Below are 24,473 nucleotides of genomic sequence, written 5' to 3' on the forward strand. Positions count from 1 at the left end.
GGTCCGATCTCCATACCGGGATGAGGTGACGTGCCGACGAGTCTCGTTGGCTGAACCTTCCGCATTTCCTTCCGCGCAAATCCCTCCCCGACAGGGCTCCGGCCCCTGCGCGGCTGGTTTTGGCGCGATCCGGAGGTTCGAACCCCTCCGATCTGCCGAAAAAGCGGGCCGTCTCCAGCTCTGATGAAAAAGATCGCAAACTCCGGCTTCCGCCGTCCAATGAATAATGGCACCCTCTGTATGCCTAAATGTTATGAATGGAACTCAGGATGGCGCGGATCAATTCGCGGCAGGTGGAAGCCTTCCGGGCCACGATGCTGACCGGCAGCGTGACTGAGGCGGCGGCGCTGATGAAAGTGACGCAACCGGCGGTCTCCCGGTTGCTGCGCGACCTCCAGGCGCTGCTGAAGATGGAGCTGTTCGAACGGCGCGGCACCGGCCTCGTGCCGACCGCTGCGGCCATGGCGCTCTACACCGAAGTCGAGCGCTCCTTCGTCGGCCTCGAACGCATCACGGCGGCAGCCGAGGAAATCCGGGGCCGCCGCACCGGCTCACTGCGGATCGCGGCACTTCCAGCACTGTCGAATGGCTATTTGCCGCGGCTCACCGGGCAGTTCCTGAAGGAGCGGCCCAACCTCAACCTCGCTTTCTTCGGCGTGATCTCGCCGATCGTGGTTGACTGGGTGCTGAACAACCAATGCGACGTCGGCTTTGCCGAGGTGCCGATCGCGCATTCCGGCCTGCCGAGCCAGAAGCTGCCGGCGCCGGCGCGTGTGGCTGTACTGCCCACCGGTCACCGCCTCGCGGAAAAGGAAGTGCTGGAGCCCCGCGATTTCGAGGGCGAGACTTTCATTTCGCTGTCGGCGGGCTCGTCGAGCCGCCACCTCGTCGACCAGGTCTTCCATCGCCACGATGTCCGCCGCGTGCTCAGGGTCGAGACCACGCTCTCGGAGATCATGTGCGGCATGGTGTCGTCGGGGCTCGGGGTTGCGATCTGCGATCCCTTCACCGCGCAGGAATTTTCCACGCGCGGCGTCGTCGTCCGCCGCTTCCTGCCGCGCATCGACTTCGAATTCTCCGCCGTGTTTCCGGCGCAGCGCAGCCCCTCGCCGGTGGCGCTGGATCTGGTCGAGACTATGCGCAAGTCGCTCGCCGAATTCGACGAGCCAGCCCTCAGCCGTTGAACGCCGCCTGCGCCTCCGGCAGGTCCCAGATCTTGCCGATCGCAGCAGTCCCCGCCGCCGTGATCGCCGCCTCGTCAGCGCCGAGGTAGCGGCCGCCATCGACCAGCATGCGGCCGTCGACCATGACCTGATCGATATTGGCGCGATTGGCGAGCGCGATCAGCGCGCGGCGCGGGTCGAACAGCGGCTGAAGATGCGGATGGGTGAGATCGACGATCGTGAGGTCGGCGGTCGCGCCCGGCTCGATCCGGCCGAGATCGGGCCGCTTGATGACATCGGCGGCGACTGCCGTGTTCGCCTCGATCAACTCGGGCGCGTTCGCGACGTCAGCCCGCGCCGAAGTGATCTTGGAGATCAGCGACGCCGCATTGAGCTCGCCGAGCAGGTCCATGTTGTAGCCGTCGGTGCCGACCACGGTGCGAACGCCGTGTTCCGCAAACCGGCTGAACGCGGCGGTGACGCCGGCGCGCGCGAACACGCGCGGGCAGTTGAGAACCGTCATGCCGCGCGCGGCCATCAGCTTGAGATCGTCGTCGGTGCTGAACATGCAGTGCGCCGCCATCAGATCGGGCGCCAGCAGGCCGAGCCAGTCGAGATACTGCGCCGGCGTGCGGCCGCCATAGCGCTTGCCGATGGTTTCGACCTCGGCGCGGCTCTGCGCCAAATGCGTCGTGATGGGCACACCAAGCTCGCGCGCCCGCGCGGCACAGGCTTTCAAGAGATCTGGCCCGCAGGTGTCGGTGGCATGCGGACTCATCGCAAGGCCGATGCGACCGTCGCCGCGATTGTTCCAGCGCTGGTAGAGTGCATCCCAGGTCGCCATGTCGGCTGTGCCGTCATCGCCGGAATAGTGCACCACGCCGTCGGGGCCGGCCTTGGCGTCCGACGTCGAGAACAGATAGGGCGCGCCATAGAAGCGGATGCCCATCTCCTCGGCGGCGTCGAACATCTCCGGGATCGAGTTCCGGAACGGCTCCATCACCGTGGTGGCGCCGCCCTTCAGGAGTTGGAGAATGCCGAGCCGCGCGACCGCCATGCGCTCTTCCGCCGACAAGATATCTGCACCGCGCTTGGTCAGCGGCAAGAGCACCGTGTAGACGATGCTCTGGTTGTTCTTGCGGCCATTGCCGTCCTCGGTGTGGCTGCGCGCCACCGCTTCCGAGAAGCAGTGATTGTGCAGGTTCAACAGGCCCGGCAGAACGAAACGGCCGGGACGGTCATGCACCTCGTCCGCGTGCGGCTTGTCGCGCGTGACCGCGGCGATCGTCTTTCCTTCGATCAGGACCCAGCGGTCGCGCAACACGTCCTGCGCGCCGTCCTTGCGAGACAGCACATAGCTGCCGAAAATTGCTGAGGTGCTCATGCGGGGCGTACGTTCCAGAAGACGGCGGTGCCGTCGAGAATGCCGGTGATAGCTTTGCGATAGGCGGTCGGCTGCTTGTACAGGCCGATCGGAATATAGGGGATTTCCTGAAACGCCACCGCCTGGATCTCGCGGCAGATGCGCTGCTGCTCGGCGAGCTCGGAGGCCGCGAGCCACTGGCTGCGCAAGGCTCCCATCTTCTCGCTCGCATACCAGCCGGCGACCTTGCCCTCGCCACGGATGTTGGTGTTGCCGGCCGGATTGAGCCAATCGATGCCCTGCCAATTGCCGACCGCCGCGCTCCAGCCGCCCTGCGGAAGCGGATCCTTCTTGAGCTGGCGTTGCAGCACCACGGCGAAATCGAGCCCGGCATATTCGACGTTCATGCCGGCCTTGCGCAAGGAGTCGACGGCGATCTCGCCAAGCGGCTTCTGGGCCAGTGAGTTGGTGGGCACGAGCACCACGATCTTCTCGCCATTATACCCCGCGGCCTTGAGATCGGCCTTCACCTTGGCGTAGTCACGCGGGCCGCGGAAGACATCGAGGCCGACCTCGCTGGCCATCGGCGTATTCGGCGCGAAATAGCCGATCGGGGAGACCTGGAAGTTCGGATCGGTACCGGCGACCGCGGTCATGAAGGCGGATTGATCGATCGCCCCCAGGAGCGCGCGGCGAACGGCAGGGTTGTCGAACGGCGGCTGTAGATGATTGAGGCGCAGCATGCAGGCATAGCCGCGGGGATCGAGGATGCGCGTCTCGATGTCGCCGGCCGCCTTGATGATCGGCAGCAGGTCGTGCGGCGTGGTCTCCTGCCAGTCCTGCTCGCCGGTCTGCAGCGCGGCGACGCCGGTGCCGGCATCGGGCGTGGTGGTCCAGACCACCCGATCGTAATGCACGATCTTCGGACCCGCGGTCCAATCCGGCTTGCCCTCGCTGCGCGGCTGATAGCGCTCGAACATGGCATACGCGTTGCGCGCGCCCTGCACGCGCTCGTCGGCGAGATAGCGGAACGGCCCGCTGCCGATGACTTCGGTCAGCGGCTTGAACGGGTCCTGGCTCGCCAGCCGCTCCGGCATCATGAAGCAGGCGTTGATCGCGGCCTTGCCGAGCGCTTGCGGCAGCAGCGGAAACGGACGCTTGAGGCGGAAACGGATGGTGCGGTCGTCAGTGGCCGACAGTTCATCCGTCGCCTCCATCAGCTCACCGCCAAAGCCGTCGCGCGCGGCCCAGCGGCGAATGCTGGCAACGCAGTCGCGGGCAAGCACGCGCTCGCCGTCGTGCCAGAACAGGCCATCGCGCAAGCTGAGGTCCCATTGCAGCCCGTCGCCGGAGACGACATGGCCCGACAGCATCTGCGGCGAGACCTGGAGCGAAGAGCTCATGCCGTAGAGCGTGTCGTAGACCATGAAGCCATGGTTTCGCGACACCTGCGCCGTGGAATAGATGGGGTCGACGAAGGCGAGGTCGATGACGGGAATGAAGCGCAGTGTGGTCTGGGATTCGGCGCGCAGGATGCCCGGGAATGACAGCGCCGGTACAGCGGCTGCGGCCTTGAGGAGCGAACGGCGGGAGACGGGCATTGCGAGAGGCTCCTGAAGGATCTTACGTGTTCAGCAAGACCGCGCCGATCGCAGCGGCCACCGCCTGCTGCGCCGGCTCGACCACGGGAACGCCGATGGCATCCGCAATCGCCGCGCGATGCGAGGCCATGCCGGCGCAGCCCATCACCACGACGTCGACACGGCATTGCGAGACCAACGCGCGGCCGGCTTCAATCAACCGTCCGCGGATGTCCGCGCCTGCCGTCTCCGCCGCGCTTGCGCCGACCGACCAGCTTCCGGCATAGCGGCTGTCGACGCCCATCAGCCGCACCATCCGCTGCTGGCGGCTAATGCTCGACGGCGACAGCGCGATGATTCCAAAACGTTCACCCAGCATCAGCGCGCGAAAGATGCCGCACTCGGCGATGCCCATCACCGGGCGCCCGCCGGCCGCCTCGCGCACCGCATGCAGGCCGGGATCACTGAAGCAGGCGAGCACGAAGGCATCCGCATCGTCGCGCGACACTCGGTTGACCAGCGGCATCACAATGCTGTCGGCGTCGCGCTGCGAGCTGATGCCGAGCGGCCCCTCGGCAAGGCCGACGACCTCGATTGCGGGGCCGCCGTCGATGCGCAGCGGCGCGACGGCGTCATCGATCGCCGCCGTCACCGATGCGGAGGAGTTGGGATTGATGACGAGGATGCGGGTCATGGCGTGGCTCAACTTTTGCCGGCCTCGTGGCGCAGGAAGTTGGCCGCGATCTTCTCACCGGTCGTGATCCAGACGTCCGGGCACGACTTTGCATAAGTCAGGAACTCACGCAGCAGGCGCAGCCGCATCGGTCGGCCGCTGCATTGCGGATGCAGGACGGTCGTCACCATCGCGCCCCAGTCTCTGGTTTCGTCGAGCTCGTCCTTCCAGATCGAAAGCACATGCTCCTTGGGAAAAATCGAGCGCGGACTGAAGCGCGCCGACAGGCCGTGCATCCAGTCGTCATAGCTTGCGGTCACCGGCAGCTCGATCGTGCCCGGCTTGCCGTCTGCGAGACGATGGCGATAGGGCCGCACGTCGTCGCGAAACGAGGAGGTGTAGACGATGCCGTGACGCACCAGCGCCACCCGCAGTTCCTCGGTGAACTCGCCGTAAGGCGCGCGGTAGCCGGTCGGCCTGACGCCGAGCCGGCGCTTGAGCGCCTCAAAACCGCGCTCCAGTTCCTCCTCCATCCAGGGATCGCCAGGATCGGGAAGGAGATGATGATAACCGTGGTGGCCGATCTCGTGACCGGCCTTGAGAATGGACTCGGCCATCGCCGGATGCGCGTCGACCGACCATCCCGTGACGAAGAAGGTCGCCTTGAGATCGAGCTGGTCGAGCAGCTCCAGCAGTTTTGGCGTGCCGACGCGCGCCTCATAGCCGCCATAGCTCATGGTGATGAGCCGCTGCGCGTGCACCGCGTCCTTGCTGGTCCAGGCGCTCTCCGCGTCCACGTCGAACGACAGGAACATTGCCGAATTGTACGGCTTCGGCCAGGGGTATTCCGGCGCAGCATCCGCCGTGTTGGCCGGAACGAGCGGGATGCTCTGGAGTGCCTTACTGTCCAGCATTGAGGGTCGCCTTTTCGAGTGCGTTGTCGGTCAGTTTCCACTTGGCGAGCAGCGTGCGATAGGTGCCATCCGCGATCAGCGCGTCGACCGCCTCCAGCATGGCTTGCTGCAGCGCCTTTTCCTTGACCGGCAGAGCGATGCCGGTGAATTGCTGCGCGATGGGCTCGCCCACAGTCGCGTAGGTGCCGGGCTCGAGGTCCATGATGTAGGGCAGCGTCTCGTTGCCCTGTGCCGCGGCATCGATGCGGCCCTGCCTGAGCTGGGTGCGGGCGTCGGCCGATCCGTCGGTCCCGACGAACTGAATCGGATTGGTGCCGCAATTCTTCTCGCTCCAGGCCGCGATCTGCGCCGGGAACATGGTGCGGCGGCTGGCGCCGACCTTCTTGCCACAGAGCGCGGCTGCGTCCTTGAACTCCGCCTTGCGCGACTGCTGCACGAAGAACTGCGGGCCGCTGCGCAAATAATCGACGAAGGACGCGATCTCGTGCCGGCTGGCATAGTCGGTGAAGCCGGACAGGATGGCGTCCACCCGCCCGGTCGAGATCGACGGCATGAACTCGGCAAAGCTGGTCTCCTGCCATTCGATCTTGACGCCGAGCTTGCGGCCGATGGCCTCGCCGAGATCGATGTCGAAGCCGGACAACGCGTTGGTGGCGGGATCGCGGAACTCCATCGGCGGATAGTTCGGCACCAGCGCGACCTTGATGCTGCCGCGCTTGGCGATCTCCGCCGGCAGCTCGACCGCCATGACCGGAGCGCTCATGGCGCCAACGAGTGCCGCCGTAACCAGAATTCTCTTCATCGATACGTCCCCATTCAGATCACTGCCGAAAGAAATGCTCTGGTACGTTCCTCGCGCGGCGCGCCCAAGACATCGGATGCGCGCCCCTGCTCGATGATCGCGCCCTGGTCCATGTAGACGACACGGTCGGCGACCTCGCGCGCGAAGCCGAGTTCGTGCGTCACGACCATCATGGTCATGCCGCTCCGCGCCAGCTCTTTCATGACCGCCAAGACCTCGCCGACGAGCTCGGGATCGAGCGCGCTGGTCGGCTCGTCGAACAGCATCAGCATCGGCTGCATGGCAAGCGCGCGGGCAATCGCGACGCGCTGCTGCTGGCCACCGGAGAGCTGGGCGGGATACCAGTCCGCTTTGGCCGACAATCCGACGCGCCGCAGCAGCTCGATCGCCTCAGCACGCACCTCGTCGGATTTTCGACCCTGAACCTGGAGTGGACCTTCGGTGATGTTTTCGAGCGCGGTCTTGTGCGGAAACAAGTTGAAGCGCTGGAACACCATGCCGGTCTTCAGCCGCTGCCGCCCGATCTCGCGCTCGCTAAGCCGATGGAGCCGTCCGCCCTGCTCGCGCACGCCCAAGAGCTCGCCGTCGAGCCAGATGCCGCCACTGTCGATCGCGGCGAGCTGGTTGATGCAGCGGAGCAGCGTCGTCTTGCCCGAGCCGGAGGCACCGATCAGACACATCACCTCGCCGGGCCGGATGTCGAGCGAGACATTTTTGAGAGCCTGAAACTCGCCAAAACTCTTGCTGACGGAGCGGATCGCGACGAGGGGTTTTGTCATCGCGCGAGCCGCAATGTGCCGCGCGCAAAACGGCGTTCGAGCAGCATCTGGAGCGGCGTCAGGACCGAGACGACGAGCAGGTACCAGAGCCCGGCCACGATCAGGAGCTCGATCACGCGAGAATTGGCGTAGTAGATGTTTTCCGCGTTGTGCAGCAGTTCCGGATACTGGATGACGCTGGCGAGCGAGGTCGCCTTCACCATGCCGATGAACTCGTTGCCGAGCGGCGGGATCACCACGCGCATCGCCTGCGGCAGCACGATCCGGCGCAGCGCACGCAAGCGTCCCATGCCGATCGCCTGCGCGGCCTCATATTGCCCGATATCGACCGACAGCATGCCGGCGCGCATCACTTCCGACGTATAGGCGCCCTGGTTGATGCCGAGCCCGAGCAGCGCGGCAAGGAACGGCGTCATGACGTCGACGGCGCGCGCGCTCCACAGGCCGGGAATGCCGATGGTCGGAAACACCAGCGCGAGATTGAACCACAGCAGCAGTTGCAGGATCAGCGGCGTGCCGCGGAACAGCCAGGTGTAGCCGGCGGCGACGGTCTTCAGCACCGGGTTGGGCGACAGCCGCATGATCGCGATGACGACGCCGAGGAAGATGCCGAGCGCCATCGCCAGCACCGCCATCACCATGGTGTTGACGATGCCTTCGAGAATGACCTTTGCCGTCAGGAAGCGGCTGACATAGGACCATTCGATCTGGCCGGCCGCAAACGCGCGCACGATCAATGCAAGTACAAGAACGATCAGCGCGGCGCTGAGCCAGCGAAACCAGTGCGGCTCGCGCGCGATCCGCATCCCCGACAGGTCGGGAAAACCCTCCGCGAGTGCCGGTGCCGTCTTCATTGCGACGCCGCGTTCAGCATGGGCTGGACGACCGCATTGGCGCCGAGACCCCATTTGTCGAGGACAGCCTTGTAGGAACCGTCGGCGATCATCGCCGCGAGCTTCTCGGTCACCACCTCGCGAAGCACCGCATCGTCCTTGCGGAACATGATGCCCTGATAGCCTTTGGCAAAGGGCTCGCCGATCACGCGGTATTTGCCGGGTTCCTGCGTTTGCGCATAAGGCAGCGTCTCGCTGCCCTGCACGGCGGCATCGATCCGGCCCTGCTTGAGCTGGTTGCGAACGTCGATCGAGTTCTCGCCCGGCACGTACTGGATCGCTGGCCTGCCGGCCGGCTCGCAATTCTGCTTGCTCCACTTCTCGATCTCGACCGGGAAGCTGGTGCTGCGGGTGGTCCCAACCTTCTTGCCGCAGAGATCGGTCGCAGCCTTGGCTTCGTTCTCCGCCATCACGAAGAACTGCGGGCCGGTCCCGAGATAATCGACGAAATCCGCGGTCTCGCGCCGCGAGGCGCGATCGGAGATGCCGGAGATGATGAAATCGGCGCGCTTGGTCTGAAGCGACGGGATCAATTCCGCGAACGGCGTCTCGCTCCAGACGATCTTCACGCCGAGGCGCTTGGCCAGTTCGTTTGCCAGATCGACGTCGAGCCCGACGAGCTCATTGGTCGCGGGATCGCGGTATTCCATCGGCGCGTAAGTGGAGTTGACCGTGAGCTTCAACGCGCCCGCTTGCTTGATCTCGGCTGGAAGCTCCGCCGCCTGCGCGGACGTCGCGGCCGCCAGCGCTGCGATGCCGAGGAAATACGAGAGGCGCGTCATATCGGCTCCTTTGCCAACGTTGTTGGAACGTCCTGTCAGTCTGCGTCGAGAACCGCGGGCTCGATGACGCCGGCGCGTTCGGTGATCACCCTGTATTGCTCCGGCCGCCGGTGCGCGGCGAAGTTGAACATCTTGTCCTTGCCCTGGCGGCAGAGGTCGAGATCGATGTCGGCGACGATCACTTCGTCAGTCAGCGTTGCGGCCTGCGCGACGATGCGGCCATTGGGATCGACGATGCAGGAGCCGCCGATCAGCCCGGAGCCGTCCTCCTCGCCTGCCTTCGCCACCGAGATCGCCCAGGTCGCGTTCATATAGGCGTTGGCCTGCGTCACCAGCGTGGAGTGGAAGGTGCGCAAGGAGGCATCTTCCGTGCTGCCGCCATTCGGATCATAGGCAGCCGAATTGTAGCCGATGCAGACAAGCTCGACGCCCTGCAGGCCAAGCACGCGCCAGGATTCCGGCCAGCGGCGATCGTTGCAGATCATCATGCCCATGATGGCGTGGGCCCAGGCCGAGCCGGCGCGGAAGGCCGGAAAGCCGAGATCGCCATAGTCGAAATAGCGTTTCTCGAGCTGCTGGTAGCGCGCACCTTGTCGCGGCTCGACCGAGCCCGGCAGGTGCACCTTGCGATAACGGCCGAGCAGCTCGCCGTCGCGATCGACCAGGACGGCGCAATTGTAGCGGCGTCCATCCGGCGTCAGCTCGGCATAGCCGACATAGAAGCCGACGCGCAGCGCACGTGCACGGTCGAACAAGGCGGCGACGTTCGGGTTCGGCATGCCGCGTTCGAAATAATGGTCGAGCGCCTCGCCTTCGAGCAACCAGCGCGGAAAGAACGTGGTGAAGGCAAGCTCGGGAAACACCACGAGGCTGGCGCCGCGGCCGGCCGCCTCCTCCAGCAGCGCAAGCATCCGCGACAGCGTATGCTCGCGCGTATCGGCTTTTTGCGTCGGCCCCATCTGTGCGGCGGCGGCGCGAAGGACACGAACCAAGATTGCCTCCAATCTGTGCGCAGTGGCGCCTCAATGGGCGAATGAACCCTTTGATGCGACGTGCAAATCCGCTGCCATTACGCGGAAGCGGGGCTGCAAAATCAATTCGTTCTGCTATGATGTTTTGGCCCAGAGTATAATTGGCAGTGATATGAACCTGCGCCAGCTCGAGATTCTCCGCGCCGTCATCCGCCACCGCACCACGGTTGCGGCCGCCGACGAACTGGCGTTGTCGCAGCCTGCCGTCAGCAACGCGCTGAAGACGATGGAGGCGCAGGCAGGTTTTGCGCTGTTCGAACGCGTCAACAACCGGCTGTTTCCGACCACGGAAGCGATGGCGCTCTACAAGGAGAGCGAGGCGATCTTCGCGCTGCACGCAAAGCTCGAGAGCCGCGTGCGCGATCTGCGCGAGAACCGCTCCGGGCATCTCGCGCTGGTCGCGACGCCGCCGCTCGCCTACAGCATCATCCCCTCGGCGTTGTCAGGTTTCCTGCGCCGTCGCCCGGAGACACGGGTGTTCTTCGACGTGCGGCGCTATGAGGGAATCATCGAAGGCGTGCTCAACCGCGTCGCCGAGCTCGGCTTCGCGCTCGGGCTGACACATCATCCAGGCATCGCCCATGAGGTGGTGCACACCGGCGAGATGGTGTGCGTGCTGCCGCCGCAGCACCCGCTCGCCGACCGGCCGGTGATCTCGGCCGCCGACTTGTCCGGCCTGCCCTTCATCGGGCTCGAGCGCGGCACGCGGCTCGGTGAAGCCGTGCGCGACAGTTTCGCCCGTGCCGGCGCGCCGTTCCGGCCGACTGTCGAGGTGCGCTACTGCAACACGGCCTGCGTGCTCGCCGCCGCCGGTGTCGGCGCCGCGGTTGTCGATCCCTTCTCGCCGCGGCAGAACGGCGGGACCGGCCTCGTCGTGCGGCCGTTCGCGCCGACGACGCACGCGGTGGCCTATATGCTATGGTCGGAAGCAGAGCCGCTGTCGCGCCTGGCCAAGGCGTTTCTCAACGAGGTCCGGAAAGAGAGTGCGCTGCTGGAGCCCACAGCGCCACACCAGCAACATGGGGCAGGAAGCGACTGAGCTTGACCTTTACCGGAGGGCACATGGCACGCATCACCATCATCGAGACCGGGCAGGTCCCACAAAAATATCGCGAGCGCCACGGTTCATTCCCGGACATGTTCGAGCGCATGGTCCGCGCCGAGGATCCGACAGCCACGGTCGAGATCGTCAGCATCCCGAACGGCGATGCGCTTCCGGATCCGCGCAATTTGGAGGCGGTGCTGATCACCGGCGCGGCTGCCGGCGTCTATGACGGGCTCGACTGGATCGCGCCACTGGAAGATTTCGTGCGCACGGCCTACGCCAGCAGGACACCGATGGTCGGCATCTGCTTCGGTCATCAGTTGATCGCGCAGGCGCTCGGCGGCACCGTGCGCAAATCGGAGAAGGGCTGGGGCATCGGCCGGCACGTCTATCAGGTGCTGCCGGACAACGGCGTCGTCGACGGCGAAGCGGTCGCCATCGCCTGCTCGCATCAGGACCAGGTGATCGAGCCGCCGAACGATGCGCTGACCATCCTCTCGTCCGACTTCACCCCGCATGCCGGCCTGCTCTACGCCAACGGCGCGACGCTCACCCTGCAGCCGCATCCGGAGTTCGACGTAGAGTTTGCGCAAGTGTGCTGTGAGCTGCGCGACGGCAAGGCGCCGGACGATGTCGTTACCACCGCGAGGGAGTCGCTGGCGGAGCCGATGGATCACGCCAAGCTCGGAGGCGCCATTACGAGGTTTCTGGCACGCAACTCCATCCCCTCATCCTGAGGAGCGCGCCATTTGCGCGCGTCTCGAAGGATAGAGGCCCCGCTGCAGCAACGGGGCCTGCATGGTTCGAGACGCCGCTCGCGGCTCCTCACCATGAGGGGTGACAGTTGTTTCTCGGCTCAGAAAGGGTCCGTTCCCAGCCCCGCCACATCCGCCGGCCTCGGCCCCGGTGCCGGCCAGTGAAACCGCCGGTCCTTATCCGCGATCACCACGTCGTTGATCGAAGCCTCGCGCCGCCGCATCAGGCCGTGCTCGTCGAACTCCCACTGCTCGTTGCCGTAGGAGCGGTACCACTGGCCGCTCGCATCGTGCCATTCGTACTGGAAGCGCACGGCGATGCGGTTATCGTCGAACGCCCAGAGGTCCTTGATCAGGCGGTAGTCGTGCTCCTTCTCCCATTTGCGGGTGAGGAACGCGACGATGGCTTCGCGACCCTGAAAAACCTCGGAGCGATTGCGCCAGCGGCTGTCCTCGGTATAGGCGAGCGAGACGCGCACCGGGTCGCGCGAATTCCAGGCATCCTCGGCCATACGCGCCTTCTGCGCGGCGGTCTCACGGGTGAAGGGCGGAAGCGGCGGGCGCGACATGAGGGCCTCATCGGTTGGCGGGAGTGCAATCTATCGCCGCGCGCGGGGGAGTCGAGAGGCCGTCCGCTATCGCCCGATCACGAAATCAGATCAGCCTTCATCAAGGCGCGGATCGATTTCGGGATCGGCTGGGCGCGGCCGCCGCTGATGAAGGCGACGCGCACCTCGGCCTTCACCAACACCTCCTCGCCGCGGCGCACCTCCTGCGCCAGCATGATGGAGGCGCCCTTCACCGCGACCGGCCAGGTCACGACATCGAGCACATCGTCCATCCGGGCAGGCTTGAGGAAATCGAGATGCATCGAACGCACCACGAAGGCGAAGCTTGCGTCTTCCGCCTCGGCCTGCTCGAACAATGCCTGCTGCTCGGCGCCCATCAGCCGCAGATGATTGGTCCGTCCGCGCTCCATGAAGCGCAAATAGTTGGCGTGATAGACGATGCCGGAAAACTCTGGCTTGCCAAAATCGCAACACAGCGCCTTGATTTCATTGGGACGTTGGAGGGCTATAGCGTAAACGAGCGTAGATTTTTCGGCGCCCCTCCCATGGCGAACCGCAGCGCCTTCGGGATACGTTGCGCTTTTCCACCGGAAATAAAGGCCACGCGCACGCGGGCCTTGACCAAAAGATCGTCCCCGCGCCTGCATTCCTGCAGCAGGGTAGCCGACGCTCCTTTCACCTCTGCGGGGACTGTGATGATGTCAAGCCGGTCGTCCAAGGCCGCCGGTTAGGAAATCGATTGTCATTGAGCGGACAACGAAGGCAAAGCTAGGCGCGTCGTTCTGGGCTTTTTGAGTAGTTCTCGCTGATTGGTTCCGAGCAAGCGCAAGTAATTCGTTCTGCCGCGTTCGATGAAGCGCAAAAGTTGGCGTGATAAACAATCTGTCCGGCGTCCGTATCTGCGAAATAGACGCGGACCTGCATGTGATGGCGGCCGTCGCGAATTTCACCGTCAAGAGAAGCTGTCACAGTACGATTCATCTTATTGCTGTTCCGAGAACGAATCGTCTTGCACAGAGACGCTTTTCTGAGCAATCGCCCAAGCTTTTGGGCTCAGCTCCTGCAATCTGAAAATTCAGCGCCCTGCGTGTGAATCCTTCTCGACGAGTCTTCGACTCTCAGGTCAAAGTAAGTACTCCTGCACTTCCAGGAGTTCCAGGAGTTCCAGCAGTTCCAGCAGTTCCAGCAGTTCTTCGAGGGTCGGCTTATCGTTCAAGCACCAACTCCGCATCCTTGTAGCGAAGATGGCGAGAAGCGGCCCTTCACGCGCACCACCGGGTTCACAGGCACTTGCGTGAGCCCCTGGGGAGCATGTGCTCCCAGGCTGCGGCATGAACGGCCTCGGTCTCTCACGACGCATCGCCGTGATTTCCGGCGGTTGCGGCGACATCGGCCGAGCCGTGCGCGAGCGGCTAATCTAATCTCCTTAGACGCGAACTAGCATTACAGTTGTCTTTTTGATTTGACGTGAGCGCGTTGAGCGGCAGCCTGATGAGCTCTGCGCCAGAAAGACCATGCGATGATGCGTGCGGGTTGAATACGCTTTCGAGCAAGTCTGATGGCAATGCGGCGGATTTCCTGGATTGACCAACGGATCAGTGGCGGTGTGGTTATGCTTTGGCTTTTGCCGGGGGGCGAGGTTTCGTTTTTTTGGGCGGTGGCGGATTAGCGCGATGGCGGATCGCCGCCAGCATGGCGAAGGCGAGCATCACCAGGGACACGTGGCGATGCCAGCCATGCCAGGACCTGCTCTCGTTATGATCGAGCCCGAACTCGTTTTTCGCGGTTTCAAAGCTGTCCTCGATCGCCCATCGATGGCCTTCGACCGCGACCAGCGTTTCAATTGATGTTCCCGCTGGGCACCAGGTGGTGAAGAAGGCGAGATCGCCATCGGCGATATGGCGACGGATCAGCAGACCGCGCGTCCATAAACCATCATTTGCGCTGTTGAACTGCTCGGCCTCGAGGTCGGCCAGTTCGAGATAACACCAGTCGTGCAGCCGCGGTCCTTTGGTTCCGGCTCCCGCCGACAGGCGCTTCCAGTCGGACGGGCGGCGCGTCCGGGCGAGGTCCGCGGCCGTACCGGCGACCGGCGGTCGCTTGCCCCAGGATCGAAACACATGAGCGCTGCTGACCCCGAGCACGTAGCCTTTGCCTGCCCGACGTAGTTGCTGTTCGATGTCGCCAACACCGTAGACCGTGTCACCGGCAACCCACTTGAATGGTACAGACGCGGCTATCGCACGTGCGATCATTCTCGTCGCAAGCTTTGGTTTGGTCGCAAAGCAGACATCGGGCACGTATGCGGCTTCCAGACGATCTGGATCGTCGGTCCATTCCTTCGGAAGATACAACGCGCGATCGATGAACGCATGACCATGACGCGAAACGTAGGTAGCGAAGACGCCGATCTGGCAGTTCGTGATCTTCCCTGCCGAACCAGTGTATTGCCGCGCCACTCCGCACGAGGCGTTACCCTGCTTGAGAAAGCCGGTCTCGTCGATCACCAGCACCGCATCGTCATCCGCCAAGTGCTCGATGACATAGTCCCGGACGATATCGCGCAGGGCATCAGCGTCCCAATCCCCGCGACCCAGGATCGCCTGCTGCCGCCATGGGCCGGGATCGCCAGCCGCCTCCGCGCGCATCCAACCGGTCTTGCGCTGCTCATCTCCGAGCAGACCTTCCAGGAACAGGCCTGCATTCGTCGCCACACGCTCTTGCGTGAACAACGGACGTATCCGCTGCTTGACCTCTCGAAGCGACGCCGCCCACAACGCAAGCGTCTCCTCAACCGACGCGGCCCGCGTCCACGACATTTGAATCATGGTTGCCCATGGATTCAGAAGCGCGCAAAAAAGGCAACTGTAATGCTAGGGTCTGTACCTAATTAGCGAGTTCTGATTCCCTGGTGCCAAGTTGATTCGGCACGGGGGACTTCGATGCGCAAAGGACTGTTCTGGCTCAACGACAAGCAGTGGGCTCAGATAGAGCCGCATCTGCCAACAAACCAGACCGGCCCGGCGCGCGAAGACGATCGACGCATTATCAGCGGTATCATTCACATGCTCCAGTGCGGCGCACGCTGGCGCGATTGCCCGTCCGACTATGGCCCTTACACGACGATCTACAATCGGTTCAATCGCTGGGCTAAGCGCGGACATTGGCAGGCGATCTTTGAAGCGCTCGCCCGCTGCGGCAAGGACCGAGTGGCTTTGTCGATCGACTCCACCTCGATCAAAGCGCATCGCTCGGCGAGCGGCGGAAAAGGGGGGAGTGTGAACAGGCGATCGGCCGCTCGCGCGGTGGGCGGACCACGAAAATCCACGCGCTGAGCGACCCTGATTGCAAACCTTGCGCATTTCATCTCACTCCGGGACAAGCCGCAGACATTGCCGCAGGGCCGGCCCTTTTGAAGCTCGCGCCGCCCATGTCTTCCCTCATTGGGGACAAAGGCTACGATGGCGACGGCTTTCGCGCCGAAATCGTCAATCGCGGCGCGAAACCCGTCATTCCAAACAAATCCAACCGGGTAACCCTCCACAGCTTCAGCAAGCGCCTCTATAAAGGGCGCAATGTTATCGAGCGCTGTTTCTGCCGGCTCAAGGATTTCAGGCGTGTTGCTACTCGCTACGACAAACTTGCCAGAAACTTCTTGGCCGCCGTCCACCTCGCCGCTCTCGTCGCTTATTGGATCAATTGAGTCTGAACCCTAACACTACTTTGGCAGAATGTGTTTTCGCCGCTGTTTTTCAAGGATTTGCTTTCGGCAATATGGGCACTGCTGGGGCGGCGGCCGAAGGATGAGATCGACGATGGCGTGACGTACGGCGGGCATAGTCGGTTGAGGCGGAGGCCCGTTGATTCTTTTTTTTTCGCCCCGCGTTTGCGAGGCGACGATGTTGCAGGAAGGCGTAGGCAATCATTGTCATAAGGGCGTGGCGATGAAGACCTTGCCATGATCGCCCTTCGAAGTGATCAAGTCCAAGTTCCTCCTTCAACTGTTGATGCGCCTGCTCACAAATCCACCGTGCCTTGATGGTGGCGGCCAGCGTGCGCAGATCCGTCGTCGCCGGAAGATTGGCGAGATAGTATTTCTTCTCCCCGGAGGCACGTTGCTCGCCAATGAGCCAGGCTTCGTCGCCTGGGAGATGCTGCTGACCTTTATCCCATATCCGCTGCGGAGGGCCGTCGGCGGTGCGGACACGGAGAGCAGCAAATCGGGCTTTGAGCCGACCTTTCGTCCCGCTGCGCCAACTCACGGTTTTCCATTTGGCGCTGGCCAGCATTTGTTCTGCCGCAATCGATAAGATATCGGGCACGTGGTGCTTTCGTGGTTTGCCACGGGCTTTGGTGATCGGCCAAATGAGCTTCACATCGACCGGATACACTTTCTGGTGCCGAGGGATACCGACCGCCCAGGCCAGCCCGCGCTCTGTTAGCCCTTGTCGAAACGGCGCGCTGAGGCCGTATCCTGCATCCGCCAGCACACATCCAAAGCGTATGTTGGCTGCCATCGCGCGGTCAATCTCGGCCAAAGCGATCTCCGGCTTGGACCGCGGCGTTCGGTGTTCGACTGGCACGCGAGCGCGCTTCAAGCGAGGCATGTCGCTTGTCCAGCTGTCAGGCAGAAAGAGACGTAACGCGACCATCACGGGCACTTCCCCGCGCGCAAGCGTTAAAGACACCAGCGTTTGGCAATTTGCAGTTTTACCGAGAGCCGACGCGTATTGAGCCGCAACACCGACCGATCGCTCACCCTTTTTCGGCAGTGAGGTGTCATCAATAACCAGCACCGCATCCCTGCCGCCGACAAGTCGGTCCGCCTGGTTGAGCAGCTCTGTCTCTAGCGGCGTCGCGTTCCAGACGCCGTCCGCAATGAAATGGTGCAACTGGTCGTAGTTGCTCGTGGCAAGGCGTTCCGCCATCGGCTGAACGCTCTTGCGATCGCCAGGACCGATCAATCCCGCAACATATAGAGGACACATCCGCTGTCGGGTCTTATGACCCAGCCGGTCCAAGAACGGCATCAGCCAGCGTTCGAGTTCGTCTTCCCATCCCGGCATGGTCAGCCCTCCAAGAGCCGACCACCCATGAATCATTGAACAATTGATTCGGGAATCCTATAAATCGCGGCAAAATCAACAATCTGCCAAAGTAGTGCTAAGCCGACCACCTAACTAAGGCCGAGACCGTCACGCTTGCCGTCATCGAACAAAACTTTCCTATGCTGGCCGATGCCCAAGCTCTCCAGGCGATCATCCGAAGGAGGCCGAGATGGAGCTCGAACCTCGGATTGATGAATCCAAGCGGAGCCTCATTGCGTCGTTCGCGAATGGGATCGCCAACGATAAGGGCGCGGTGCACGCCGCTATTACGCAACCATGGTCCAATGGCCAAGTGAAAGCTCACATCGCCAAGCTCAAGCTGGTCGAACGGCAGATGTACGGGCGCGCTAAGCTCGATCTTCTTCAGGCTAGGCTGATTGGCGCGCCATAAAAACAATCACGATCATCGAATATGCGTCAGAGCCCCGATTGGATGCCGATTACCCCGAACACTCGTTTGACTAGGTCGCAACAGAAGCTTAATGACTTGATTTCAGTGGGGCGCTGGAAGCTAAAAGCTTGAACTAAGCGGCAGATCTATCGAAGCCCTTCCATAGCGAGCCGCAGCGACTTCGGGATGCGCTGCGCCTTTCCGGCTGAAATAAACGCCACGCGTACACGCGCCGTGACTAGGAGATCGTCTCCGCGCCTGCATTCCTGCAGCAACGCAATCGACGCTCCCCTCACCTCTTGCGGGACTGTGACGACGTCAAGCAGGTCATCCAAGACCGCCGGTTTTAGAAAATCGATCGTCATGGAGCGGACAACGAAGGCAAAGCCGGGCGCATCTTTCTTGGCTTCTCTGAGTAGCGCTTGCTGAGTGGTTCCGAGCAGGCGCAAGTAATTCGTTCTACCGCGTTCCATGAAGCGCAAAAAATTTGCGTGATAAACAATCTGACCGGAGTCAGTATCTTCGAAATAGACGCGGACCTGCATATGATGGCCGCCGTCGCGAATTTCGCCATCAAGAGAAGCTGTCACAGTGCGGTTTCCTTACTGCCGTTCTGGGACGAATTGTCTTGCACAGAGGCGCGTTCCGCAGCAAGTGCCAATGGGTTTGGTGCGTGCAGGTTGAGGCTGCCCGGCGCAAGGCCGGTCGGAGACCGGTTGCTTTGCGAGAAGCCGGCACCCCCCTATCCAGATTTCGGGCAAGTCCCGCACGCACGGATGGTCTGCAGAGCTCTTATCGCTGCTCAGCAATCCCCGAGGACCGAGGTCGCCCCACTGGCAAGCGCCTTGATCTCCGCGTACATCTCCGCTTCGCAGGCCAAAGTCGGGATTGCCCGGCAGTGCGGATTGTTCAGCAAGCAGTCCTATTCCGCGAATCCTACCATTCTTAGCAATTGTTAAACTCCGGCCGGTCAGTCATCGCGGCTGGATATTCCAGGTGAGATGGTCATGGAGATCAATGAAACCGGGCAGAATGATCCACGGTACCTTGACCGAAGAGTCGGCCGCGCCGATGCTCTGCGCCCGAGCTCGTCGCTCGGTACGACACGCACCGCGCCTGGCAAGTCCGCGCCGAGCGCTGCCAATAGATCGAAGTCGCTCACCGCGCCGCAAGAAAGCGACGAGTTCATTTGCATATCCGTCACGTGCCGGGACGCTGCCTTATGAGCCGGGCGATTCGGTCGTAAGGTGGCCGTTGGAGCAGATGTTCGAGTTCGGCATGAGAGGCCGCCAACGTCATTCAACATTCCGCGTTGTCGTGTTCAGCCGTGTCCGGCTGAAGACGTTAATGTCCGGGACCAGACACTGAGGCGCGAGTATTCCGTCGGTGGACACGAAGCACATGGTTTTGCCCTCTTCAAGCCAGGCTCGCAAATGTCTTTAGTGGCACGTGTATTGCTGGGACACCGTAAATGCATCCGCACGACCATGACGATCTCGCATTCGCCGGCCCAGGAGTTCAAATGAAACTTGCTCGACTCAATGCCTTGGACCTGCGCTATTGAGTGCGGTCCCGCCTAAAGCTTTGCCGCGTCCCTCGCGGGTGCCGCTGTCGTTCTTCGCGTCGGGTAACTCTCAAGACCACCAGACACGACTAGCATTGAGCGCGCTTACTCCCGAGCAAATCCGAACCAGTGTGACACGTTTGGGCGGCTCTGTGTCGAATGCATGCAGCGGCACGCGAATGTTGGCGTCGGACCGGGAGGAAACCAAATCAAGCTTGGTCTCGAGCAATGGGCGCTTCCTGTCGAAGAGGGGAGCGGACAGAAGTTGTTCAATGGCACGCTGGAGCAGATCGAGCTCGGCGCCCGACCCGGCGCGGGTCACACTCGAAGGTGGAGCACCATTTTCTCCAGCAGTATTCGCACTCCTCAGCCCCTGAAGTCTTTCTCGGTGCCGTTTCGCAACGCCCGAAGGACATTCGGCCACGGCATCTGTCTTCCTCGCCGAACCATAATCATCCCGCGTGTCCCCGAGCGGATGGCGACACTCGGTCTGCTCTACGGTGGTTGCGTCGAGTAGGAGCCGACAAATCCGCGTCTGATCGAATTGCACGACTTCAGTATCGAGCCCGAGCTTAAGAGCGCGATGTGACACGAGCAACGAAGCTGCCATCGGGCCTTGCCTTCACAAGAAAGCTAGAGGAGTTTAAAAAAATGCGTGCGCCGTCCTATTCCGAGGCCTTGGAATTCGCGATCGACCGCTCGTACGACATTAACCTTGACATGTTGAGGTCACGGAATTTGCACCTTGACATGCACAACGATTATCTTGTCGGCACATATCCGCCTCTCAAGGCAATGGGCGACCTGAATGCCGAAAAGTTGTTGCTTCAGGTTTCGTCGTCAATTGATCTCTATTTTCACATCCCCTTCTGCGATCAGTATTGTACCTTTTGCCACTTCGCCAAGGAAATCAATCCATCTTCCGGGCGAGTGGAGCGCTATCTGGCGGCTTTAGATAAAGAGATGAGTTGGTCGGACGCAGCGCTCGGTGGCAGAGCTGTTGAGACTGCTTTTTTTGGAGGCGGCACTCCCTCGTTCTTAACCAACCGTCAACTCGAAACGCTATTTGGCATGATTAGCCGGCGCTTTGACCTGTCTAAGTCGGAAGTGAGTTTCGAATTGCATCCCTCTCTTGCAAAGCAAGCGGACGCTGCACATCGCATATCCACACTGCTTAGAGCCGGCGTAAACCGCTTCGTATTGGGCGTTCAGAGTCTAGATCCGCGCATTTTACGCATATTGAACCGCGGGCACCACGTGGACGAGGTAGTACAACTAGTAAAGTTACTGAATGAGATGGGCGTTCAGAATCTGTCGCTTGATCTCATGTATGGGTTGCCGCAGCAAACGCTCCGGAGCTGGTACGACTCACTTATCGGCTTACTGGATATGGGAATAGAGAAGTTCAATGTATTCCCATTGATGTTTAAATCTACAGACCCCGTAGCCCGCCATTTGGCTAGGGGACGATATCAATTTGCCGGGGCTAAGGAGCGCATTATCATGCATTTTATGGCCGAGCACATCCTCACGAAACTCGGCTATCGCCATGGGCCGATTTTCTATTGGAGTAAGCAGTCGCAGCCGCACTCAATTCAACAGAGCCGCAAATACGATTCCTGGAACGACAATAATCTGGTCCCGTTTGGGGTTGCCGGGTTTGGTTACATGAGCCAGTGCCAGTTCTATAACGAGGCAGATTTAGATCGCTACCTATATAGGGTTGAGGCGGGCGAGAAGCCTGTGTGGAAGGGTGTTGTCCTGTCGCAAGATGATCTCATGCGCAGAACGGTAATGTTTGCCCTGCGTAGCAGTGGGGTGTTGCTCTCCCGCTTCGAGCGGGAGTTTGGGGTTTCCATTGAGAAATGCTTTGGCCGCGAGCTTGAACTCTTGAATGAGGCAGGACTCATCTGCATTTCGAACGGCCTGCTTTCGCTAACTGCCGCCGGCACTATCAATTCGGGCGCCGTATCGCTGCTATTCTTCTCGAACAATATACTCGAGCGGGTCGCGTACAACGACAGCAGGATAATAGACAAACGAACTGATCTGCTCGAAAAGCACGATTACTCACCGGCCGCACGATACGGGTCAAGTGCCGAAATGCAAGTTGCGTTTCGATGAAGTCGCGTGCGCGCTCATTTATGGTCGCTCCTTTTTCCGTTTCCACCCCGCAAGGCTCGCCCTGCCAGGCGGAGGACATATTTTCGCATCTGTCCGATAGCATTGATCGCCGGCACCGAGAACGCCCGCTTGGGCTTGTCAGCAATTTTGTCGCCGATCAACTGCCGCACTGCATTGCGGAGATCAAATGCAGTGAACGACCAGATGAAGCGGTTAAGGCTCTTGGGCGTAATATCAACGCGATGATTGCGGAGGCGGACTATGAAGCGCAGCTGCTAAGTCTGCCGCAGTCGGAATTCGAGATCGCTAAGACAGACATCCAATATCTCGTAAATTGTGCTTATCAGATGTCTGCGTTTGCCGGCCTTCATCCCGTGGACGCCGAGCTGACGGTGGGAGATGTACTGATCCGCCTTGCGCGCTCGACTTGTCAACGGCGGCCTGGCATTGAGGTCCTCTCCTATGAAGATATGATCCTTACGAATCCGCTGCAGAACGATCCACGCGTATACTGCCTCGGCGCGGCCGGCGTCGAGGAGCGAGATTTTTGCTTGGGCCACCAGATCATCGAGAGCGAATTGCAGTCAGCAATGGACGCTCTGCTCAAGTTGCGTGATGTGGCCGACGTGGATGCGGGGCAATGTCTTGCGACATGCCTGGAGCGCCTTGAGTCAGCAAACAATGTTCTGACGCGCTTTTATGAACATATGTCGCCGGACTTATTTGGCCAATTTCGTGTGTTTTACGGAAAGAATCCTTATAAGAATACGCTTGGTCCAAGCGGCCGCTTCTCGGCCGGTATCGTGGCGGTCTCGGTGCTACTGGTCGGTGAAGAACTCTTCCACCACAAACCGCAATTTTATAGGGATCTGTACCGGCTGTCCGAATATTATCCGCAGAGATGCATTCACGAGGTATTCCGCTGGCTGTCGTCAGGCAAAGGGAGTGCACCGCTCAAGCCACGTTGGCTAAAGGGGAAAGCGGACTTTCCCAGGGTTGCGACCATTTCGCCAGTCGTGGAGCATCACGGCGGCGAAATCGGAACGCTGCGCACGTCCTGTGTTTGTGCACTGGATCGGTTTACCCGGATGCATCGTAGTACGGCCTTAAAATATACGGTTGAGCCGGGTCGTCCAGTTGTCGGAGTTGAGGTATCGGAAAGTGTTGAGGCTGTCCTTTCTCAGCGGCTGTTGACAGAGGCGCGCCCGTAAGCCGACGGTGGTCTCTGCGTGGCTAAAAACAAAGGCGCAGACGTCCGCCACCGGTCGAGAGGTAATAGTCGATGTCTCAAGACGAACTGATCCTTCGTCGGTTCGAGTCCGGGGATAGCGATGATGCATGGCATCTGCACAGAAGCGCATCGCAGGATGTTGGTGTGTGTGGCCCGGAAGGGGCTTGGGAGGATGATTTACGCAATATCGGGGAAGTATACATCGCCTCGGGCGGTGACTTCGTAGTTGCGCATATTGGTCCCCGGTTCGCTGCCATGGGTGGGCTGAAACCTTTTGATGATGATGTCGCAGAACTAAAACGTATGCGGGTCGACCCCGTCTTTCAGCGACGAGGGTTTGGAAGGAGGGTTCTTCGTGAATTGGAGTCGCGAGCTGTTGCTCTCGGTTTCAAGTGGATAATGCTCGATACAACAACGATCCAAGTAGGGGCCCAAAGACTTTATGAGAGCGCTGGCTATGTTCGCCGCAGGGAAGGGATGTTGCACGGATATGCAGTGATCTTCTACGAGAAGCGGCTCATTTGGCCAGGAATGACCCCCGCTGAGCAAATGAGGTTGTGAGACCGGACAATCCAGTGAAGCTCTACGGACGCGCAACGAGCACAAATTCAATCACTTGCCCCCTGACTAGCCGAATGCCCAATCTCGCTCCTTGGGAATGACGTGGAATGCGCTCAGATAAAACCGTATCATCCGCGAGGACTTTCTCATTGAGCTTCGCGAGATCCGCGATCGGAATGAATCGTGTCACTGTAGCTGATAAGGACGTGAAGGTTTCGCGACCGATAGGCCTCGAACGCACGCACAAACTCACGTCTGGCCGAGCCAGCGTTGCATTCAAAACGAGAGCTGATACGGTGCGCCAGCGGCGGATAGGCGAAGACGCTCTGGAGTGTCGTGGGCTCGCGACGTGAGCCTTGCCAGCCGGCATACAAATCCACCTCGATTCAACCGCAACATTCTGTTGCGTATGGAATCCAAAAGTCCGCTCTTGGTGATGCGGGATGGTGGATGCACGGGCGCGTCTAATCGCCCCCTACCAGCTTGTGGTGGTCGCCCTTCCAGATCGTGATGCTACTCGGGCGTATCGACCGGTTGCGTGCCGTAGCGCTCGCAGGCTCTCAACCAAGGACCCAGCTCGCACCCTTCTGGATCACGATCGAGTACCAAACCTGCATCAAGCAGCTGCGGATCGGGTCTCACCAGCTTCGTGGTGCTCACGCCCGTATTCGGGTCAACTGCCATTCGGTAGTCTCGTTCAAGCAGCTCTCGCAGGCGCTCGATGCGAGCGAACCGGAATGGATGGACCGGTTTAATCATCGGGCCAGGCTCCTCGGGTCGAATGCCAATGATGAAAATGACGGCGGGCGACGGGTTGCGTTCATGAGTCGAGCTGTCGGTTCTCCGCCGAATGCCAGTCCGCGCCGTAGAGGCGGATCATCTCCCGACGGGACCGCTCGATGAAGATGCGCTCAACGCAAAAGCCGGTTGTCACTGAAGCCGCCAGCGCAAGGCCGCAGACCATATAGTCATTCATGAAATTCCAAAACATGTTGCAGCCGGCAACTCCCACAAAAGTAAGTGCCATGACCGCATTGCGAAATGCCTTAACCATGTTGCCCCCAGTCAGTGGGAACTTTACCATTGCAACCATGGCGATTAGCAGCGTTTGTCCTTGTTAGGCGCCGTCTTTCTGCTCGATCGGC

The 24,473-nt window shown here is 61.2% G+C and carries 22 protein-coding genes and 3 pseudogenes; 8 read left to right on the top strand and 17 right to left on the bottom strand.

The genetic code is table 11. The features are described from left to right. Nucleotides 1-269: 269 nt before the first annotated feature. Nucleotides 270-1,184 (top strand): LysR substrate-binding domain-containing protein, encoded by a 915-nt coding sequence (locus IVB45_RS30905; protein ID WP_247358224.1) that lies wholly within the window; start codon nt 270-272, stop codon nt 1,182-1,184. Here the strand turns inward: IVB45_RS30905 and IVB45_RS30910 are convergent. The 9 genes from IVB45_RS30910 to IVB45_RS30950 are packed head-to-tail and all read right to left on the bottom strand — an operon-like array spanning nt 1,174 to nt 9,941. Next, the gene (locus IVB45_RS30910) at nt 1,174-2,547 is read right to left on the bottom strand and encodes an amidohydrolase family protein (protein WP_247358223.1); all 1,374 of its coding nucleotides are present in this window, start codon (nt 2,545-2,547) and stop codon (nt 1,174-1,176) included. The two genes, IVB45_RS30905 and IVB45_RS30910, sit on opposite strands and share 11 nt — an antisense overlap. Continuing rightward, nucleotides 2,544-4,127, bottom strand: coding sequence for an ABC transporter substrate-binding protein (locus IVB45_RS30915; protein WP_247358222.1), 1,584 nt, complete (start codon nt 4,125-4,127; stop codon nt 2,544-2,546). The genes IVB45_RS30910 and IVB45_RS30915 overlap by 4 nt, the downstream gene beginning before the upstream one ends. Nucleotides 4,128-4,149: 22 nt before the next feature. After that, entirely contained in the window at nt 4,150-4,800 is a 651-nt protein-coding gene (locus IVB45_RS30920; RefSeq protein WP_247358221.1) for an aspartate/glutamate racemase family protein, read from the bottom strand. An 8-nt stretch (nt 4,801-4,808) separates the two neighbouring features. Next, nucleotides 4,809-5,693 (bottom strand): polysaccharide deacetylase, encoded by an 885-nt coding sequence (locus IVB45_RS30925; RefSeq protein WP_247358220.1) that lies wholly within the window; start codon nt 5,691-5,693, stop codon nt 4,809-4,811. Beyond that, complete coding sequence (locus IVB45_RS30930) at nt 5,680-6,495, bottom strand: ABC transporter substrate-binding protein (RefSeq protein ID WP_247287530.1); 816 nt, start codon at nt 6,493-6,495, stop codon at nt 5,680-5,682. The genes IVB45_RS30925 and IVB45_RS30930 overlap by 14 nt, the downstream gene beginning before the upstream one ends. Before the next feature lie 14 nt (nt 6,496-6,509). After that, on the bottom strand, nt 6,510-7,274 hold the full coding sequence (locus tag IVB45_RS30935) for an amino acid ABC transporter ATP-binding protein (protein ID WP_247358219.1): 765 nt from the start codon (nt 7,272-7,274) through the stop codon (nt 6,510-6,512). Next, nucleotides 7,271-8,128 (bottom strand): amino acid ABC transporter permease, encoded by an 858-nt coding sequence (locus IVB45_RS30940; protein WP_027570289.1) that lies wholly within the window; start codon nt 8,126-8,128, stop codon nt 7,271-7,273. The genes IVB45_RS30935 and IVB45_RS30940 overlap by 4 nt, the downstream gene beginning before the upstream one ends. Next, entirely contained in the window at nt 8,125-8,949 is an 825-nt protein-coding gene (locus IVB45_RS30945; RefSeq protein ID WP_247358218.1) for an ABC transporter substrate-binding protein, read from the bottom strand. The genes IVB45_RS30940 and IVB45_RS30945 overlap by 4 nt, the downstream gene beginning before the upstream one ends. 35 nt (nt 8,950-8,984) lie before the next feature. Then, nucleotides 8,985-9,941 carry an N-carbamoyl-D-amino-acid hydrolase gene (locus tag IVB45_RS30950; protein WP_081747991.1) on the bottom strand — a complete coding sequence of 319 codons (957 nt, stop codon included), beginning with the start codon at nt 9,939-9,941 and terminating at the stop codon, nt 8,985-8,987. 151 nt (nt 9,942-10,092) lie between these two features. Between IVB45_RS30950 and IVB45_RS30955 the strand changes: the two genes are divergently transcribed. Beyond that, nucleotides 10,093-11,019, top strand: coding sequence for a LysR family transcriptional regulator (locus IVB45_RS30955; RefSeq protein ID WP_027570286.1), 927 nt, complete (start codon nt 10,093-10,095; stop codon nt 11,017-11,019). Between the two features lie 23 nt (nt 11,020-11,042). Further along, nucleotides 11,043-11,762 (top strand): type 1 glutamine amidotransferase, encoded by a 720-nt coding sequence (locus tag IVB45_RS30960; RefSeq protein WP_247358217.1) that lies wholly within the window; start codon nt 11,043-11,045, stop codon nt 11,760-11,762. Nucleotides 11,763-11,881: 119 nt separating this feature from the next. On the opposite strand, the gene IVB45_RS30965 is transcribed toward IVB45_RS30960, so the two are convergent. The 4 genes and pseudogenes from IVB45_RS30965 to IVB45_RS30980 form a co-directional block, all read right to left on the bottom strand. Then, the gene (locus tag IVB45_RS30965) at nt 11,882-12,349 is read right to left on the bottom strand and encodes a nuclear transport factor 2 family protein (RefSeq protein ID WP_247287521.1); all 468 of its coding nucleotides are present in this window, start codon (nt 12,347-12,349) and stop codon (nt 11,882-11,884) included. 77 nt (nt 12,350-12,426) lie between these two features. Beyond that, entirely contained in the window at nt 12,427-12,858 is a 432-nt protein-coding gene (locus IVB45_RS30970; protein WP_247359161.1) for a YbgC/FadM family acyl-CoA thioesterase, read from the bottom strand. Then, nucleotides 12,855-13,318 (bottom strand): annotated as a pseudogene (locus tag IVB45_RS30975) (YbgC/FadM family acyl-CoA thioesterase). Before IVB45_RS30975 ends, IVB45_RS30970 begins: the two are co-directional and overlap by 4 nt. Before the next feature lie 641 nt (nt 13,319-13,959). Next, nucleotides 13,960-15,177, bottom strand: a complete 1,218-nt coding sequence (locus IVB45_RS30980; protein WP_247358216.1) for an IS701 family transposase — start codon at nt 15,175-15,177, stop codon at nt 13,960-13,962. A gap of 114 nt (nt 15,178-15,291) precedes the next feature. On the opposite strand from IVB45_RS30980, the pseudogene IVB45_RS30985 reads away from it, so the two are divergent. Continuing rightward, nucleotides 15,292-16,052, top strand: a pseudogene (locus tag IVB45_RS30985) (IS5 family transposase). 49 nt (nt 16,053-16,101) lie between these two features. Here IVB45_RS30985 and IVB45_RS30990 read toward each other — a convergent pair. After that, entirely contained in the window at nt 16,102-17,451 is a 1,350-nt protein-coding gene (locus IVB45_RS30990) for an IS701 family transposase (protein ID WP_247284244.1), read from the bottom strand. Nucleotides 17,452-17,653: 202 nt separating this feature from the next. Between IVB45_RS30990 and IVB45_RS30995 the strand changes: the two are divergent. Next, nucleotides 17,654-17,848 (top strand): annotated as a pseudogene (locus IVB45_RS30995) (ISL3 family transposase); the annotation flags it as partial. Between the two features lie 146 nt (nt 17,849-17,994). On the opposite strand, the gene ybgC reads toward IVB45_RS30995, so the two are convergent. After that, nucleotides 17,995-18,438, bottom strand: coding sequence for a tol-pal system-associated acyl-CoA thioesterase (gene ybgC, locus IVB45_RS31000; protein ID WP_026232585.1), 444 nt, complete (start codon nt 18,436-18,438; stop codon nt 17,995-17,997). 1,625 nt (nt 18,439-20,063) lie between these two features. Here ybgC and IVB45_RS31005 point away from each other — a divergent pair. The 3 genes from IVB45_RS31005 (at nt 20,064) to IVB45_RS31015 (ending at nt 23,328) form a co-directional block, all read left to right on the top strand. Continuing rightward, the gene (locus IVB45_RS31005; RefSeq protein ID WP_247358097.1) at nt 20,064-21,536 is read left to right on the top strand and encodes a coproporphyrinogen-III oxidase family protein; all 1,473 of its coding nucleotides are present in this window, start codon (nt 20,064-20,066) and stop codon (nt 21,534-21,536) included. After that, nucleotides 21,533-22,747 (top strand): hypothetical protein, encoded by a 1,215-nt coding sequence (locus IVB45_RS31010; protein ID WP_247282433.1) that lies wholly within the window; start codon nt 21,533-21,535, stop codon nt 22,745-22,747. Before IVB45_RS31005 ends, IVB45_RS31010 begins: the two co-directional genes overlap by 4 nt. 71 nt (nt 22,748-22,818) lie before the next feature. Next, the gene (locus tag IVB45_RS31015; RefSeq protein ID WP_026232583.1) at nt 22,819-23,328 is read left to right on the top strand and encodes a GNAT family N-acetyltransferase; all 510 of its coding nucleotides are present in this window, start codon (nt 22,819-22,821) and stop codon (nt 23,326-23,328) included. 513 nt (nt 23,329-23,841) lie between these two features. Here IVB45_RS31015 and IVB45_RS31020 read toward each other — a convergent pair. After that, nucleotides 23,842-24,087, bottom strand: coding sequence for a hypothetical protein (locus IVB45_RS31020; protein ID WP_247282434.1), 246 nt, complete (start codon nt 24,085-24,087; stop codon nt 23,842-23,844). Between the two features lie 61 nt (nt 24,088-24,148). Then, on the bottom strand, nt 24,149-24,382 hold the full coding sequence (locus IVB45_RS31025; RefSeq protein WP_247358096.1) for a hypothetical protein: 234 nt from the start codon (nt 24,380-24,382) through the stop codon (nt 24,149-24,151). Between the last annotated feature and the right edge of the window lie 91 nt (nt 24,383-24,473).

It is taken from the genome of Bradyrhizobium sp. 4 (genome assembly GCF_023100905.1).
In the GTDB taxonomy this organism is placed as follows: domain Bacteria; phylum Pseudomonadota; class Alphaproteobacteria; order Rhizobiales; family Xanthobacteraceae; genus Bradyrhizobium.

Coding starts and splice junctions, on each gene's coding strand:
- IVB45_RS30905 (WP_247358224.1), top strand. CDS start 270: ATGGCGCGGATCAATTCGCGGCAGGTGGAAGCCTTCCGGGCCACGATG.
- IVB45_RS30910 (WP_247358223.1), bottom strand. CDS start 2,547: ATGAGCACCTCAGCAATTTTCGGCAGCTATGTGCTGTCTCGCAAGGAC.
- IVB45_RS30915 (WP_247358222.1), bottom strand. CDS start 4,127: ATGCCCGTCTCCCGCCGTTCGCTCCTCAAGGCCGCAGCCGCTGTACCG.
- IVB45_RS30920 (WP_247358221.1), bottom strand. CDS start 4,800: ATGACCCGCATCCTCGTCATCAATCCCAACTCCTCCGCATCGGTGACG.
- IVB45_RS30925 (WP_247358220.1), bottom strand. CDS start 5,693: ATGCTGGACAGTAAGGCACTCCAGAGCATCCCGCTCGTTCCGGCCAAC.
- IVB45_RS30930 (WP_247287530.1), bottom strand. CDS start 6,495: ATGAAGAGAATTCTGGTTACGGCGGCACTCGTTGGCGCCATGAGCGCT.
- IVB45_RS30935 (WP_247358219.1), bottom strand. CDS start 7,274: ATGACAAAACCCCTCGTCGCGATCCGCTCCGTCAGCAAGAGTTTTGGC.
- IVB45_RS30940 (WP_027570289.1), bottom strand. CDS start 8,128: ATGAAGACGGCACCGGCACTCGCGGAGGGTTTTCCCGACCTGTCGGGG.
- IVB45_RS30945 (WP_247358218.1), bottom strand. CDS start 8,949: ATGACGCGCCTCTCGTATTTCCTCGGCATCGCAGCGCTGGCGGCCGCG.
- IVB45_RS30955 (WP_027570286.1), top strand. CDS start 10,093: ATGAACCTGCGCCAGCTCGAGATTCTCCGCGCCGTCATCCGCCACCGC.
- IVB45_RS30960 (WP_247358217.1), top strand. CDS start 11,043: ATGGCACGCATCACCATCATCGAGACCGGGCAGGTCCCACAAAAATAT.
- IVB45_RS30965 (WP_247287521.1), bottom strand. CDS start 12,349: ATGTCGCGCCCGCCGCTTCCGCCCTTCACCCGTGAGACCGCCGCGCAG.
- IVB45_RS30980 (WP_247358216.1), bottom strand. CDS start 15,177: ATGATTCAAATGTCGTGGACGCGGGCCGCGTCGGTTGAGGAGACGCTT.
- IVB45_RS30990 (WP_247284244.1), bottom strand. CDS start 17,451: ATGATTCATGGGTGGTCGGCTCTTGGAGGGCTGACCATGCCGGGATGG.
- IVB45_RS31005 (WP_247358097.1), top strand. CDS start 20,064: ATGCGTGCGCCGTCCTATTCCGAGGCCTTGGAATTCGCGATCGACCGC.
- IVB45_RS31010 (WP_247282433.1), top strand. CDS start 21,533: ATGAAGTCGCGTGCGCGCTCATTTATGGTCGCTCCTTTTTCCGTTTCC.
- IVB45_RS31015 (WP_026232583.1), top strand. CDS start 22,819: ATGTCTCAAGACGAACTGATCCTTCGTCGGTTCGAGTCCGGGGATAGC.
- IVB45_RS31020 (WP_247282434.1), bottom strand. CDS start 24,087: ATGATTAAACCGGTCCATCCATTCCGGTTCGCTCGCATCGAGCGCCTG.
- IVB45_RS31025 (WP_247358096.1), bottom strand. CDS start 24,382: ATGGTTAAGGCATTTCGCAATGCGGTCATGGCACTTACTTTTGTGGGA.